Raw genomic sequence first — 434 nt, 5'->3', positions numbered from 1 at the left:
AGGGGTTCGGTGCCGTTGTCGTGTTCGAGGAAGAACCCGACGGTGCGCCCTCCGGCGTGCCAGATGCCGTGCCCGTCAGGCTGGACACCGGCCCCGCTGCCGGCGGCGTAGGAGGCGGCGGCGAAGGCGGCGGTGGTGTGCTGTTCGGACCACCACCGGGCCAAGCGGGCGTGCTCGTCGGTGCGGGCGTAGTCGACGAGGTCGACGAACAGCTGGTTGGTGCCGAGCAGGTGGGCCAGGCGGCGGCTGCCGATGATGCGTTCAGTCCGTTCGATGCTGGTCCTCGGCGCTCGCGCACCGGCCTGGTTCGGGTCGTTGAACTGGGTGGGGTGGACCACGGCACCGAGCGGGCCGAGGGTGTAGAGGTACTGGCCGCTGCCGGTGGTGACGTCCACGAACCGGCTGACCGCCTCCATCTGGTGCAACTGGGCGAG

The 434-nt window shown here is 70.7% G+C and carries 1 protein-coding gene; it reads right to left on the bottom strand.

The genetic code is table 11. The features are described 5' to 3' along the window. Positions 1-434 (bottom strand): replication-relaxation family protein (locus tag ACLQ24_RS30290; RefSeq protein WP_425895149.1); only part of this gene is annotated, 434 nt, incomplete at both ends.

The sequence above is a fragment of the Micromonospora sp. DT4 genome (assembly GCF_049841675.1).
Lineage (GTDB): Bacteria > Actinomycetota > Actinomycetes > Mycobacteriales > Micromonosporaceae > Micromonospora.
Note: the sequence above shows the minus strand (reverse complement) of the source record. Positions and strands in the feature narration are given on the sequence as shown.